At 47.0% G+C, this 14,443-nt stretch carries 14 protein-coding genes; 12 read left to right on the forward strand and 2 right to left on the reverse strand.

Annotated features, from left to right (window positions below; translation table 11 throughout):
- Positions 1-47 precede the first annotated feature (47 nt).
- Positions 48-2,591, reverse strand: a complete 2,544-nt coding sequence (locus tag L4D09_RS06360; RefSeq protein ID WP_428456648.1) for a penicillin-binding protein 1A — start codon at positions 2,589-2,591, stop codon at positions 48-50.
- A gap of 144 nt (positions 2,592-2,735) precedes the next feature.
- Here L4D09_RS06360 and pilM point away from each other — a divergent pair, with 144 nt between their 5' ends.
- The 9 genes from pilM to dam all read left to right on the forward strand — a co-directional run bounded on the left by pilM (position 2,736) and on the right by dam (position 11,525).
- A complete protein-coding gene (gene pilM / locus L4D09_RS06365; protein ID WP_428456649.1) occupies positions 2,736-3,746 on the forward strand; it encodes a type IV pilus biogenesis protein PilM in 1,011 nt (336 codons plus the stop codon).
- Positions 3,743-4,348, forward strand: coding sequence for a PilN domain-containing protein (locus L4D09_RS06370; RefSeq protein WP_428456650.1), 606 nt, complete (start codon positions 3,743-3,745; stop codon positions 4,346-4,348). The genes pilM and L4D09_RS06370 overlap by 4 nt, the downstream gene beginning before the upstream one ends.
- Entirely contained in the window at positions 4,341-4,937 is a 597-nt protein-coding gene (locus L4D09_RS06375; protein WP_428456651.1) for a type IV pilus inner membrane component PilO, read from the forward strand. Before L4D09_RS06370 ends, L4D09_RS06375 begins: the two co-directional genes overlap by 8 nt.
- The gene (locus tag L4D09_RS06380; protein ID WP_428456652.1) at positions 4,934-5,467 is read left to right on the forward strand and encodes a pilus assembly protein PilP; all 534 of its coding nucleotides are present in this window, start codon (positions 4,934-4,936) and stop codon (positions 5,465-5,467) included. Before L4D09_RS06375 ends, L4D09_RS06380 begins: the two co-directional genes overlap by 4 nt.
- Positions 5,468-5,544: 77 nt before the next feature.
- Positions 5,545-7,206, forward strand: coding sequence for a type IV pilus secretin PilQ (locus L4D09_RS06385; RefSeq protein WP_428456695.1), 1,662 nt, complete (start codon positions 5,545-5,547; stop codon positions 7,204-7,206).
- Between the two features lie 242 nt (positions 7,207-7,448).
- Positions 7,449-7,967, forward strand: a complete 519-nt coding sequence (aroK, locus tag L4D09_RS06390; protein ID WP_428456653.1) for a shikimate kinase AroK — start codon at positions 7,449-7,451, stop codon at positions 7,965-7,967.
- A 20-nt stretch (positions 7,968-7,987) separates the two neighbouring features.
- Positions 7,988-9,070, forward strand: a complete 1,083-nt coding sequence (gene aroB, locus L4D09_RS06395) for a 3-dehydroquinate synthase (RefSeq protein WP_428456654.1) — start codon at positions 7,988-7,990, stop codon at positions 9,068-9,070.
- Positions 9,071-9,081: 11 nt separating this feature from the next.
- A complete protein-coding gene (locus L4D09_RS06400; RefSeq protein ID WP_428456655.1) occupies positions 9,082-10,596 on the forward strand; it encodes an SPOR domain-containing protein in 1,515 nt (504 codons plus the stop codon).
- 104 nt (positions 10,597-10,700) lie between these two features.
- The gene (gene dam / locus L4D09_RS06405; RefSeq protein WP_428456656.1) at positions 10,701-11,525 is read left to right on the forward strand and encodes an adenine-specific DNA-methyltransferase; all 825 of its coding nucleotides are present in this window, start codon (positions 10,701-10,703) and stop codon (positions 11,523-11,525) included.
- Between the two features lie 5 nt (positions 11,526-11,530).
- Here dam and L4D09_RS06410 read toward each other — a convergent pair whose 3' ends face one another.
- Positions 11,531-11,749 (reverse strand): DUF2970 domain-containing protein, encoded by a 219-nt coding sequence (locus tag L4D09_RS06410; protein ID WP_428456657.1) that lies wholly within the window; start codon positions 11,747-11,749, stop codon positions 11,531-11,533.
- 131 nt (positions 11,750-11,880) lie between these two features.
- On the opposite strand from L4D09_RS06410, the gene rpe reads away from it, so the two are divergent.
- The 3 genes from rpe (at position 11,881) to trpS (ending at position 14,350) form a co-directional block, all read left to right on the forward strand.
- The gene (gene rpe, locus L4D09_RS06415) at positions 11,881-12,555 is read left to right on the forward strand and encodes a ribulose-phosphate 3-epimerase (RefSeq protein ID WP_428456658.1); all 675 of its coding nucleotides are present in this window, start codon (positions 11,881-11,883) and stop codon (positions 12,553-12,555) included.
- Positions 12,555-13,244, forward strand: a complete 690-nt coding sequence (locus tag L4D09_RS06420) for a phosphoglycolate phosphatase (protein ID WP_428456659.1) — start codon at positions 12,555-12,557, stop codon at positions 13,242-13,244. Before rpe ends, L4D09_RS06420 begins: the two co-directional genes overlap by 1 nt.
- Before the next feature lie 89 nt (positions 13,245-13,333).
- Positions 13,334-14,350 (forward strand): tryptophan--tRNA ligase, encoded by a 1,017-nt coding sequence (gene trpS / locus L4D09_RS06425; RefSeq protein ID WP_428456660.1) that lies wholly within the window; start codon positions 13,334-13,336, stop codon positions 14,348-14,350.
- The last annotated feature ends 93 nt before the right edge of the window (positions 14,351-14,443 follow it).

Below are 14,443 nucleotides of genomic sequence, written 5' to 3' on the forward strand. Positions count from 1 at the left end.
ATACAAAAAGAGCACCTTGCGGTGCTCTTTTAAATACCATGATACTTTTAGAATAATTCGTCAGAACTGTCTTCTGAGAAAATACTTTCCTGAGAGCTTTCACTTGCGGTTTCTGTTGGCTCGGTACCTCTTTCGAAATATTCGAACATTGAAGTGAAATCACTGCGGTTACTCAGTTTTCCGCTTTCACGATCGATCCGCACTCTAACGATATTATCAGGCAGTTGCTTGCGCTGTACTGGCACATCTTCCAGTGCTTTGTCCATAAACCCAACCCATGCAGGTTGTGCGGTTCTTGCACCAGCTTCTCCGCCTGATATCTGGTTTTTGTCGAGGTTGTTGTTCCATGATACTTTACCCAGTTCACGACGGTGGTCATCAAAGCCAACCCAAGCGGTGGCGACAATACCCGGGCCAAAACCTGTATACCATGCATCTTTAGAGCCGTTCGTGGTACCTGTTTTACCGCCGACGTCACGACGTTTTAGGCTCTGGCCTCGCCAACCTGTACCATTCCACCCTGTACCGTTACGCCAATCGCCACCACCCCAGATATTACTTTCCAGCATTTCTCGTACTAAGAAGGCGTTTTGCTCTGAAATGACCTGTGGTGCGTAGCTTTCACTTTGTTGGCCGCTTGCAAGTTGAGTGTTGCCAAGCTCTTGTTCATTAATGGCGATATCGTTGAGCACAGCAGTGCTGGCAGCTACCGCATTGCCTGATTGCTGTTGCTCTCTTTGGCATTCGCTATTACAAACGATGTTTGGCGTCGCTTGATAAACGACTTCACCAGATGAGTCTTCTATGCGTTCAATAAAGTAAGGCTCAACGTAGTACCCACCGTTGGCAAACACCGAGAAGCCTTGTGCCATTTCAAGTGGTGTTAGGCTGCCGGCTCCAAGCGCAATCGCTTCTGCACGCGGTAAATCTTTGCGTTTAAAGCCAAAGCGTGTCAGGTAGCTAATGGTTTCATCGAGGCCTACATTTTGTAGAACGCGTACAGCCATAACGTTTTTCGATTGAGCAAGCCCAATGCGCAGTCGTGTTGGGCCGTTATAGGTGGGCGGTGAGTTTTTAGGTCGCCATGCCGTGCCCATGCTCTGATCCCAGCGATTAATCGGCGCATCGTTCACCAGTGACGCCAGTGTCAGCCCATTATCAATCGCCGCAGAGTAGATAAATGGCTTGATGCTAGACCCTACTTGACGGATGGATTGGGTTGCGCGGTTAAATTTACTGTGGACGAAATTAAACCCACCGACCATGGCTTTCACTGAGCCGTTTTGTGGCGAGACCGCGACAAAAGCGGTATTGGCWTCGGGTACCTGGCTGAGTACCCATTGTTCGTCTTTTTGCTGTACCCACACTTGTTGCCCAACAGCAAAAATATCAGACACACTTTTTGGTGCCGGACCTTGGCGTGTGTCACTAATGAATCGGCGAGCCCATTTCATTCCATCCCATTCTAAGGTTTGCTGTTGTCCCCCTTTGATAGCCACTGATGCCGTTTTACCTTCAGTTGCGATCACAATGGCTGGCAATAACTGACCATAGGTTGGCTGGTTGTTGAGGTGACTGTTGATCTGTTCGGTCGACCAAGCCGGTTGGGTTGGCTCCCAAAGGGTGGCGACGGCACCGCGGAAACCATGGCGCTGATCGTAGCCTAGCAGATTGTCGATGGTCGCTTGCTGCGCGGCGCGTTGTAGCGTTGGGTCAACGGTGGTGTAAATGCGCATACCAGAGGTATAGGCAGCCTCTTCACCGTAACGTTCAACCATCCAAGCGCGGGCCCGCTCAGCAAAATAAGGTGCGCGGAGTTCGATTTCGGCGCTATGGTAGCGAGCCACAATCTCTTCAGATCGTGCTTGGTTGAACTCTGCTTGCGTGATGTAACCTTCTGACAGCATCCGGCCAAGTACAACATTACGGCGTGTCGTTGCACGACGCACTGAGTAAATTGGATTCATGGTTGATGGTGCTTTGGGTAATCCCATAATGACCGCGATTTCACTAAGGGTTAGCTGGCCGACTTCTTTACCAAAGTAGACTTGTGCAGCTGCTCCTACACCATATGAACGGTAGCCGAGGTAAATCTTATTCAGGTATAGCTCGAGGATCTCGTCTTTGGTGAGCAGCTGCTCGATGTGTATCGCGATGAAAATCTCTTTGATTTTTCGCATGATCTTCTTCTCGTTAGAGAGAAAAAAGTTTCGTGCTAGCTGCTGGGTAATTGTACTCGCCCCTTGCTTGGCGGAACCAGACGTTGCAACGACAAAAGCGGCACGGGCAATGCCAATTGGGTCGATACCGGGATGGGTATAGTAACGGCTGTCTTCGGTAGCAATGATCGCATTAATCATTTGTGGGGGGATCTCATCAAGAGAGAGTGGGATCCTGCGTTTTTCGCCAAACTGGGAAATGAGTTTGCCATCAGAACTAAAAACCTGCATAGGTGTTTGTAATTCAACATTTTTCAATGTTGCAACATCTGGCAGTTCTGGCTTCACATAAAGGTAAAAGCCAAAAATAGTACTGACTCCAAGAATTATGCAAATCATTGCAAGTATGAGTAATCGCTTTATGAACTTCACTTGAGAATTCCCGTTACATCAACATTCGAGCGTTCAATATCTACCTGCCGATAGTATAAAGATAACTTCATTAAAATTAACGCCATAACGTGGTGTTTGTTTTTAAACATTTGCTTTTCCGCTTACAAGGGAGCATAGCACGGTATGTTTCGGAACCCACTAACAATTGGGATTGATATTGGCCACCACAGTGTCAAGGCGGTGGTGTTACGACAGAAGAAAACCGAGCTAGAGCTTGTCGCATTTGCAGAGGTCATATTATCAGCATCTGTGATCAATGAGCAGCATAGCGTGAATGCCCCCTCCTTGTTGTCAGCGATACGTAAATTAAAAAAGGCGCTGCCTTTTTGGGCGCGAAAAGTGGTGTTAGCTCTGCCTGATAGCGCGGTGATCAGCAAGGTTATCCAGCTGGATGCCAACCTAAGTGAAGATGAAGCGGTATTTGCCGTGGAACAGGCATTGAGTGCTTCATCTCCTTTCCCCGTTGAAGAGTTGAGAACGGATTTTTTCCCTTTATCTGCGGGATCATTCTCTGAGCCGGCATTGACGCTGCCTTATCAAGTTTTTGCCGCGCGTAAGGAAACGGTTGAAAGCCGGATCAAGGTGCTGCGAAAAGCGGGCTTAAAGCCCCTTGTCGTAGAGCTGCAAACGCACGCTTTGTTATGGCTAGAAGCCCTTGTCACACAACAGCATGATGTTGGTGGGCAGTGGGGCGTTATTGATATTGGTAAGTGCCGAACGGCATTTTGTGCCAGCCCGACAAACAGCGCGGCGTATCACCGTGAACTCGCATTTGGTACAGAGGCATCTGGCAATCAATCTAGTCAGATCGGTATTACCACCGAGGTTACTGCTGAATCATCTGAAGCGCGAGAACTGTTTACCAAGCAGCTCGCCGATAACTTGAAGCGTCAGCTTCAGCTTTATAACTCTACCCATCCTCGTGCTGTTTTGCATGGGTTGTGGGTGAGCGGTGGTGGCCAATCTCTGGTGGTGAAAGAGATGCTTCAGCGCATGCTTGGGTTGGAGGTTCGATGGATGCACCCATTGGCGATATTTGAGCGCAATCAAAAAATTGATGTCGCCATGGAGCAAGGTCAGCTTGGCCAATATGCGGTAGCAGCAGGGCTGGCAGTTCGAGGGAGTACTGCATGATAGCAAAACTGAATTTACTGCCTTGGCGAGAGGAAAGAAAGCGTCACCACAAGCAACGGTTTTATGCCTTACTTTTGGCGGCCACAGGTGCGGTCCTTTGCGGGTTATGGCTTGTTTCGAGTTTTCTCAACCAGCAGCAAAGTGTTCAAGCACAGCGGAATAATCAATTAACGGCAGAAATAAGCGCGTTAGAGCAGCAATTATCGTTGTTACCTCAGATGGATCAACAACGTGAAGCGCTAAATAAGCGTTTAGCGGTGATTACCGACATTCAAAAAGGCCGTAACCACATTACTCGACTACTGAGTTTATTACCGAGTGTTGTGCCGCAAGGTGTTTACCTTAACACACTGGCAATGACGGGAAGCCATACCAGAATTAACGGGGTTGGTGACTCAAACGGCCGGCTAGCAACACTATTATCGAATGCTGAGCAGTCGGAGTGGCTCGGTAGTGTGAACATGCATTCAATCGTATTAATGAAAGAGAAGCAGAACCCAAACCAAGAACAAACAGAGTTTAGGGCTTCCTTTGTGTTGCGGACACCGCAAGAAGCGCTGGTGGTGAGTAATAAAAATCAAGGAGAGCAAGTGAATGACTGATTGGCGTGATCTTGAGCTTGATGAAATTACGGAGTGGCCATTCATCGCCCAATGCGTTGTCGCGGCATTGCTCGCGATGGCCCTGTCGCTTGCTGGATATTGGTATTGGGTCATCCCTTTGCAAGATGAATTGCTGCAAATAAAGCAGACTGAAACCGATCTCCGCCAGCAACTGGTTCGTCGAGCTAATCAAGTCGCAGCCTTACCGAAAGTAAAGCAGCAAATTGAGGTGCTCGAAGGCCGCTACCAGTTTGTGGTCAAACAATTGCCAGAAGAAGACGAACTGGCAAGCTTGTTGGCCAATGTGAATGATATCGGTATACGAAACGGACTTGAATTTCAACGTATTGAATGGGCATCTCGCATTGAGCATGAGCTGTACTACGAGTTTCCTATGAGCATCGTACTTACCGGGAAGTATGAAGATATTGGGCTTTTTGTCGAAGACATTGCCAAGCTCTCACGCATTGTGACCTTAAAAAACATTGAACTGGAAAGGTCGGATCGTAAAGGTCGGCAAGCGCTACTGTCACTCAAAGTCTCTGCGACAACGTACCGATTCAAAGTCTCGGTTAAGGGGCCTGTATGAACCGGCAATTAGGCGTGTTGATGCTGGGGCTACTCGGGTTGGTGGGGTGCCGGGCAAATGATGATTCTGTCGCGCAATTTATTACCTATACCCACCAACAGGCTAAGGCGAGTGTCGAACCATTAGAAGAGCAGCCCGTATTTGCTGCGGAATCGTTTGTGATGACAAGTACCAGAGCCCCATTTTTGCGGCCTCAGCCAGAATTAGGCGAGGCGAGAGAAGGCATGACGCAAGCATGCTGGCAGCCACAGCAACGAGCGCAAAGATCACCGCTTGAGCGTTACCCACTAACCCAACTGAGTATGCGTGGTGTGATGGGGGATAACGAACAGCTATGGGCCCTTATTTATACCCCAGAAGGCAAACTCGTCAAGGTGAGGGAGGGGCATTACTTAGGACTCAATCATGGAAAGATAAAAAGGGTTGATCAGAAAACAGTAGAAATCGAAGAAATTTTGCCTGATGGCGAGGGGTGCTGGTTAAAAAGAGTAACCACGCTTGCCCTTGTTAAGCATGGTTCCGCAGTATAAGAAGAGACAAAACTATGGCAAGGATTGCAGCGAGTCGAACAAAGTGGCAAGCGGTTATGGTTCCCGCTATCAATATAATGAGGTGGATAGGGCTATTGACCTTATGCATGGCGTGGTCTGTACAGGCAGCAGACAACCAAGTGACACAGATCGATTTTAAACGTACAAAACAGAGTCATGGTCTGCTAATGATTGAATTGGCACAAGCCCGTTCGCTGGTGGATATGCGACAGTCAGGGCAGCAGCTTTACATTGATATTCATGACACTGGGATTAGCGATGACATGGTGTATGTATTAGATGTTGCTGACTTTGCGACTCGGGTAAACACCGTGGAGACATTTAAAACCGAGCGAGGTGTACGCTTAGTACTGAAAATGAGTGGCGCCTTTAGTTATGATTATAATAGCGAAGGGAACACCGTTGAAGTTGTCATTCAGGCCGTGAATCCCCCTAAGACTCATGTCGAATCATCGCAGATTTCTTATGACGGCAAGCCAATCTCGATTAATTTCCAAGATGTACCAGTACGTAACGTGTTGCAACTTATCGCGGAATATAATGACTTTAACTTAGTGGTCTCCGATTCAGTCCAAGGTAATTTAACGCTACGCCTGGACGACGTGCCTTGGCAGCAGGTGCTCGATATCATTTTGAAAGCAAAAGGACTCGATAAACGCGAGCAAGGCTCTGTGGTCTTGGTCGCGCCCAAAGAAGAGCTTGCTCAAGGTGAGCGGCATCGCTTGGAAGCCAAACGGCAAGAGGAAGAGTTGGCTTCACTGCGCTCTGAGATTATTCAGGTGAACTATGCAAAAGCGACCGAGCTTGGCGAGTTACTGCGAGGGAGCGATGATGGCGTGAGTATGTTATCGCCCCGAGGTTCATTGCACGTAGATGCAAGAACCAACTCTTTAATTATTAATGATATTCCAGATACGTTGGAGAATATTCGCGATATTGTGTCGGCATTGGATGTGCCAGTTAAGCAAGTGCAGATCGAAGCACGGATCGTGACAGTTAATGAAGGCGATATTGACGAGCTAGGAGTACGCTGGGGAATATTATCGAGTAATGGTAACAATACTGTTGGCGGCTCGATTGAGAGTAATCTTAACTCTGTTGGTTTGCTGGAAGATGAAGCAACCGTTGATGACTTTCTTAATGTAAATTTAGCCGCAACCAAAGCTGGGGCATCCAGTATTGCCTTTCAGGTGGCGAAAATAGGCGATGTATTACTCGATCTTGAATTATCAGCCCTGCAGTCCGAGCAGAAAGCGGAAATTATTTCTAGCCCAAGATTAGTCACAACAAATAAAAAGATGGCCTATATTGAACAGGGTACAGAGATCCCTTACCTCGAAGCCTCATCGAGTGGAGCGGTATCTGTAGGGTTTAAAAAAGCGGTGCTGAGCTTAATGGTAACGCCGCAAATTACACCAGATGGTAAGTTGGTGTTGGACTTGGTGGTAACGCAAGATAAACCTGGCTCCGTCGTCAATACGGGAACCGGTGAAGCTATTGCTATCGATACTCAGCGGATTGGTACTCAAGTACTGGTCGAGAATGGTGAAACGGTTGTGTTAGGGGGAATTTACCAGCACACCATCAATAATTCAGTGCGTAAAGTACCCTTATTAGGGGATTTACCGGTCTTAGGAACGCTTTTTAGCCATAAACTTGAAGAATTAGCGAAGCGTGAGTTGTTGATTTTTGTTACGCCGAAGATTGTTCACCAATAGGGTTAATCGTGCTTTTTTGCCGACGATAGCGACTAAGTTTGGAATGTATACTATTTCAGGCTGACAGCATTGCGACCTGAATGGAATAAATAACGGTTATAGCTATTGCCAAAGGCCGTCTAGACCTGAGATAATTTTCGGTCTTATCACGAATTAAATGTGAGGAAGTTGGCGCCTCGGGCTTATCTAATGAAAGCCTGCGGGCGGTGTCGTTTTATTAACCGCGCGTAAAATTGCTAAAAATGGCTGAAAAACGAAATATTTTCCTGGTCGGCCCAATGGGTGCCGGCAAAAGTACTATTGGTAGACACCTTGCACAGCAACTGCATATGGAGTTCTTTGATTCTGATTCAGTAATCGAAGACCGTACTGGTGCAGATATTAGCTGGGTATTTGATGTTGAAGGTGAAGAAGGTTTCCGTGTTCGTGAAGAACAGGTAATTGACGATCTAACTCAACACCAAGGTATCGTATTGGCGACGGGTGGCGGCTCTGTGAAGAGCAAAGATAACCGCAACCGTCTATCTGCTCGTGGTATCGTTGTATACCTAGAGACGACGATCGAGAAACAACTCGCTCGTACACAGCGCGACAAAAAGCGTCCATTACTGCAAACAGATACACCACGTGAAGTGTTGGTATCTCTTGCTGATGAACGTAATCCACTGTATGAAGAAGTTTCAGACTACGTGGTGCGTACTGATGATCAGAGTGCGAAAGTTGTCGCAAACCAAATCATCAAGATGCTTGAAGAGCGTTAATTTAGAACAGAGAGCTGGCCATGGAACGGATCAACGTCAATCTCGGTGACAGAAGTTACCCAATATCCATCGGCGCCGAGTTATTTAATAACCCGGCGTTATTTTCCTCTGCAATACCAGCAGATCGACGTGTTGTTGTGGTCAGCAATGAAACGGTAGCCCCGCTCTATGCCGAACAGGTTATCGGGACTATCCGTTCATTACCATGCGACGTCGCACTCCTATCTTTGCCTGATGGCGAACAGTACAAAACCCTCGATACGTTCAATCAAATTATGACTTTCCTTCTTGAAGGGAACTATGGCCGCGATGTGGTTATTGTTGCTTTAGGCGGTGGCGTGATTGGCGACGTGGTGGGCTTTGCTGCTTCTTGCTATCAGCGAGGTGTTGATTTTATCCAAGTACCAACTACTTTGCTGTCTCAGGTGGATTCATCTGTCGGCGGTAAAACAGCGGTGAACCACCCCTTGGGTAAAAATATGGTTGGGGCTTTCTACCAGCCTAAAGCAGTGATCATTGATAACCACTGCCTCAACACTTTACCAGAGCGTGAGTTTGCTGCCGGTATGGCGGAAGTGATCAAATACGGGATTATTGCCGACGCTGACTTTTTTAGTTGGCTTGAAAATAATCTTGAGAAGTTACAAGCATTAGATAATGATGCACTGAGCTACGCTATTGCACGCTGTTGCCAGATCAAAGCAGATGTTGTTGCTGCCGATGAAAAAGAAACGGGAGTGAGGGCATTGCTAAACCTTGGTCATACCTTTGGTCATGCGATTGAAGCTGAGATGGGGTATGGCAACTGGTTACACGGTGAAGCCGTTGCGGCTGGTACTGTGCAGGCGGCCTTAACCGCCCACTACCAAGGCTTGATATCACTGCAAGATGTTGAACGTATCACTCAGTTACTTGAAAGGGCAAATTTACCTGTAAAAGGCCCTGAAGGAATGACATTTGAGTGTTATATGAAGCATATGATGCGTGATAAAAAAGTATTGTCAGGTCAACTTCGTCTTATCTTACCAACGGGTATCGGTCAGGCTGAAGTCGTTGCAGGTGTACCCGAAACGGTCTTGCAACGAGTGATCACTGAACAATAATGTAGGCCAAGATGAGCAGTGGCATGCACGTAACGTCATTGGACTTGGATTCTCAAGTCCAACTCCTTTCCCGAATTCAATTTCTTACCCGCTTTAGCTCAAACTTTATCCCTGTTACAGGTGGTGAAGGCGCGGGAAAAACCTGGCTTGCACAGCGCTACCTTGAAGCATGGACAAATGCGGAACAACAGGCACTCGTGTTATGTCATCCTAGTCAAACAGATGCCCAGCATCGGGCGATTATCCTCCAGCAGTTAGCACCTAACGCGGTGTTTAATGAACATGATCCTCTGCTCCAAAGCATTGAGCGGATCTTGAATCAGTACCCTGTTAACCTCTTGCTGGTGATTGATGATGCCCACCTATTAAGTTCGGCGATTATCGCCGAGTTGTGGGCGCTGGTGCAGCATGCTCAGGCAGAGCCTGATTGGCAAGTGAATACATTATTATTCAGCCATACTGGCCGGCTGGATAAATACCTCGCATCGGTTGCCCACGGGAAAGGGCAATTACCACTCGAAGTTGAAATATCACCATTGGCAGAGCAGGAAGTTCAGACTTTTGTTGAGCAGATGTTTGCTGATGAACCGTTAGATGCACAGGGGCGGCGCTTACTTCGAGAAAAAGCGGCTCAGGTTGCACCGTGGCCGGGTGAGTTAGTGAAATTAGAACAGGAAGAGCATATGGATATGTCGAATACAGCCTCAAAGAAGCCATCTCTTTGGATAGTGGCAGCGATATTATCGGTGATCCTTATCGCGGTGATTATCGGTTGGTTATCCCCTTCTAAGCCGGACAATGAGCCATTAGTGAGTGATGGCGTCGATCAAGTACAACTTGAACAGGCGCTGGCTGATGTGGCAGAAGAGCCTACCACGCTAGATCCTGAAGCCAGCGTAGAGAATGAGACTCAAATGGCTGACTCAATATTGTCAGACAAAGCAGATGAGAGCCTTGATGATTCTCAAAACCTCCCTCCAGAAGTTTCAATTGAAGGCTTAACTGTTGGCCGTACCGAAACCGCTCAACGTGTTGTTGTGCCTTCGGATATCGTTGATGCCATGATGTCTGAGCAAAATACCGGAGGCTCCGGTGAACAAGCCATTGAAGCGCAATCGTCAGCAATACAAACTGATGGCATAAATGTGGCCGAAGAAGGTGAATTAGCTCAAGTAAACTCACTTTCTGTACGACCTGAAGATGAGCAACCGCTAAACACGGGAGCCTCTCTCTTGGGTGCAGAGCTAAAACTGATTAATCAAAGCCATTACGCGCTCCAACTAGCAGCGATGAAGTCTTTGGTTGCTGCCAATAAGTTTGTGGCTGAACATGATATTGCTTCACTCTCTAATATTTATGAAACCCGCCGTAATGGTGTGCCATGGTTTATTATTATCACGGGTGATTACCCAAATGTTGTTGCCGCACGCAAGGCAGAAACAGATTTGCCTGAGCAGCTACAAGCGCTTCAACCGTGGGTGAAATCTTATCGTCAGATCCACACTGAAATTGAGCGGGTTAAATAACGTTATTGATAGAGATATTTCCGGGTTAACGGTATCAGTAGCGGTATAAAATGGTGTACAATCCGCCACCTTTCGTTACAAAGTCGGTATTGGTGGTCAGCTGAATGAAAAAGCATCGTGCATTCCTGAAGTGGGCTGGGGGTAAATATTCCCTAGTTGAGGAAATTGAACGTCGCCTACCACCTGCGCGGAAATTGGTTGAGCCATTTGTTGGTGCAGGCTCGGTTTTTCTGAACACTGATTTTGAACAGTACTTGTTAGCAGATATCAATCCTGATCTGATCAACTTGTATAACATTATCAAAAACCAACCTGACCAATATATTAAAGACAGTAAAGCACTGTTCACGCCAGAGTATAATCGTAAAGAAGCGTACTTAGAGATCCGTGAGACCTTTAATCGCACGAATGACCCTTACCTGCGTTCGCTGTATTTCTTGTATATGAATCGACATGGCTTTAATGGCTTGTGTCGCTATAACAAGAAAGGCGGGTTTAATGTGCCATTTGGTTCTTATAAAAAGCCCTATTTTCCTGAAGCAGAAATGTACTACTTTTCTGAAAAAGCCAAGAGAGCTACATTTGTTTGCGAAGGCTATCAGCAAACATTCTCACGCGCACGTAAGGGTTGTGTTGTTTATTGTGATCCACCTTATGCGCCATTATCGACGACCGCTAATTTTACGTCATACGCGGGCAATGGATTTAGCTTAGATGATCAAGCAGCACTGGCTGATATGGCAGAGAAAGCAGCACGTGAACGTGATATTCCGGTTTTGATTTCAAATCATGACACCACATTGACTCGTCGTTTATATCACGGAGCTGATCTATCTGTGGTTAAAGTGAAGCGTACGATTAGCCGTAATGGCAGCGGACGTAATAAAGTCGATGAATTATTAGCGTTATTTCAGGCTGGCAGTGAATAAGTAATTTAGCTTGCCACCCATTGACTGAGCATAACCAGTAACCCAACAAAAAGAAGAATTAATAGAATACCGCCAATGATATAAGGCCAAGGCGTTGCTTGGCTGAAGTCTCGGTGGCGGTTCTGATCCGACTGCACACCAAAAAGCGCTGCTCCTACACTCAGTAATACCTTTCTTTTCTTTGTTTTTTCTGCATGTCCCGCGTTGTCACGTTGACCTTTCATTTATCTCTCCCTGTCGTCGTCACGTCCGTTTTTTAGTTTAGCTAAGACATCACGAATTGGATCGGGTAGAATTGCGCCGATTTACGATAACGTTTTCGTTTGTACCGTTTTGTACCGTATAGAGGCTGAACATGAAGGACTTTTTGATCGCTCCATCTATCCTGTCTGCAGACTTTGCTCGTCTTGGCGAGGATGTTGAGAAAGTATTGGCAGCAGGTGCCGATGTTGTGCACTTTGACGTGATGGATAATCACTACGTACCCAACCTAACCTTTGGCGCGCCAATCTGTAAGGCACTGCGTGACTACGGTATTACAGCACCAATTGATGTTCACCTAATGGTTAAGCCAGTTGATCGCATTATTCCTGATTTTGCGAAGGCGGGTGCAACCATGATTACGTTCCATGCTGAAGCGACAGAACATTTGGATCGTACGCTGCAACTTATCAAAGAGTGTGGTTGTCAGGCTGGGGTCGTTTTCAACCCTGCGACACCGTTACACCATTTAGATTACGTGATGGACAAAATCGACATGATTTTGTTGATGTCGGTGAACCCTGGTTTTGGTGGTCAGTCATTCATTCCAAACACCTTGGATAAGCTACGCGAAGTGCGTAAGCGTATTGATGAGTCTGGCTACGATATCCGCTTGGAAATCGACGGTGGCGTTAAAGTTGATAATATCCGTGAAATTGCCGAAGCGGGTGCAGATATGTTTGTTGCAGGCTCTGCGATTTTCAGCCAACCAGATTATAAAGCCGTGATTGATGAAATGCGTGCTGAACTGGCAAAGGTTGAACGTTAATGAAAGCGTTCAAAGGCATTAAGTTTATTGCATTTGACCTTGATGGCACGCTGCTCGACAGTGTGCCTGATTTAGCGGAAGCAGCAGACAGAACCATGCAGGCGTTGGGACGCCCTCGGGTAACGGTCGAGCAGGTAACGACCTGGATTGGCAATGGCGCTGATATTCTAATTGGCCGTGCCCTTAGCCAGAGTATCGAGGTTGATCCAGAGCTAGACCCAACACTCCATCAGCAGGCTCGTCAGCTTTTTGACCGTTTTTATGAAGAAGGCGGCCACCAAAAAAGCGCACTTTATGATGGGGTAAAAGAGACATTAGCAGCGTTCCATCAAGCTGGGATCCCAATGGCTATTGTAACCAATAAGCCCGCGCAGTTTGTGCCGCACTTGCTTGAGCAGCATGAAATCGCAGACTACTTTGTGGATGTTATTGGTGGCGATACTTTCCCGCTGAAAAAGCCTGATCCTTATGCATTGCATTGGTTGATGGAAAAGCACCAGCTTGCCGCCAGTGAGATGCTAATGGTGGGTGACTCGCGTAATGATATCTTGGCGGCAAAAGCGGCAACATGTTATGTTGTTGGACTGACGTATGGCTACAACTATGGCCAGCCAATCAGTGCAAGTGAACCAGATATTGTGTTGGATCACTTTAGCCTGTTGGCAGAAACCGTTAAACTAGGTAGCTAGTACGGTTAGCCTTGCGCTAACAATCAATTTAATTTCAATCAGCGGCTTAATTGCCGCTGTTTCTTTGAGTGACATAGGAAATTCTCATCATGACTAAACCCATTGTATTGAGCGGCGTCCAGCCTTCTGGCGAATTAAGTATTGGTAACTATTTGGGTGCGCTGCGTCAGTGGGAACAGATGCAGGATGACTATGATTGTCAGTACTGTGTAGTCGACCTTCACGCGATCACCGTTCGCCAAGATGCTAAAGCCCTGCATGAAGCAACGCTGGATGCATTGGCAATTTGTTTGGCTGTGGGCGTAGACCCTAAGAAAAGTACTTTGTTTGTGCAGTCTCATGTACCAGAGCACGCACAGCTAGGCTGGTTGCTTAATTGCTACACCCAGATGGGTGAGCTAAGCCGTATGACCCAGTTTAAAGACAAATCTCAGCGCCATGCAAATGATGTGAATGTTGGGTTGTTTGGTTACCCAGTACTAATGGCTGCCGATATCCTGTTGTATGGTGCACATCAAGTACCTGTGGGTAGCGATCAGAAGCAACACTTAGAATTGGCGCGTGATATTGCCACCCGCTTTAATAATATTTACAGCCCAGAAAGCCCAATCTTTACGGTGCCAGAACCTTATATCCCAACCGTCAATGCGCGTGTTATGAGCTTGCAAGACGCGACGAAGAAAATGTCGAAATCGGATGATAACCGTAAAAATGTGATCACATTGCTGGAAGAGCCGAAGTCTATTCTTAAGAAGATCAATAAGGCGCAAACCGATGCCGAGACACCACCGCGCATTGTTCACGATATTGAGAATAAAGCGGGTATCTCGAATTTGATGGGTCTGTACTCGGCTGCATCAGGTAAGACGTTTGAAGAAATTGAAGCGCAATACCAAGGTGTTGAAATGTACGGGCCATTTAAGAAAGATGTCGGTGAGTCGATTGTTGCGATGCTTGAGCCAATCCAGTCGGAATACAAACGTATTCGTGAAGATCGTACCTACATGGATGCCGTTATGAAAGCCGGTGCCGAGAAAGCATCAGAGCGTGCTGCAGTAACGTTGAAAAAAGCGTTTGAAGCGGTTGGATTTGTGGCTCGCCCATAAGAGCAACACGTCGTGTAACGAAAAGAAGCCGGCTATTAGCCGGTTTTTTTTCGCTATAACTTGCCTTTCTCCCGTCCTGTAGCAAAATAGGCC

The sequence above is a fragment of the Photobacterium makurazakiensis genome (genome assembly GCF_050336715.1).
GTDB lineage: Bacteria > Pseudomonadota > Gammaproteobacteria > Enterobacterales > Vibrionaceae > Photobacterium > Photobacterium makurazakiensis.